Consider the following 203-nt stretch of genomic DNA (forward strand, 5'->3'; position numbering starts at 1 on the left):
TCCCCTATGAATGTGGTGAGCGCACAGGGATTCGAACCCCGGACACACGCCTTAGAAGGGCGTTGCTCTATCCAGCTGAGCTATGCACCCACATTTTTTTAAATTTGGTGCGGATGAAGGGAGTCGAACCCCCACGCCATAGGCGCCAGATCCTAAGTCTGGTGCGTCTGCCAATTCCGCCACATCCGCGCAAATTATTAAGT

The 203-nt window shown here is 53.2% G+C and carries 2 tRNA genes; both read right to left on the reverse strand.

The features are described 5' to 3' along the window. Window positions 1–13: 13 nt before the first annotated feature. A tRNA-Arg gene (locus LEQ07_RS19930) sits at window positions 14–90 on the reverse strand. Window positions 91–105: 15 nt separating this feature from the next. Further along, a tRNA-Leu gene (locus tag LEQ07_RS19935) sits at window positions 106–189 on the reverse strand. Between the last annotated feature and the right edge of the window lie 14 nt (window positions 190–203).

Source organism: Paraclostridium sp. AKS73 (assembly GCF_025671395.1).
GTDB lineage: Bacteria > Bacillota > Clostridia > Peptostreptococcales > Peptostreptococcaceae > Paraclostridium > Paraclostridium benzoelyticum.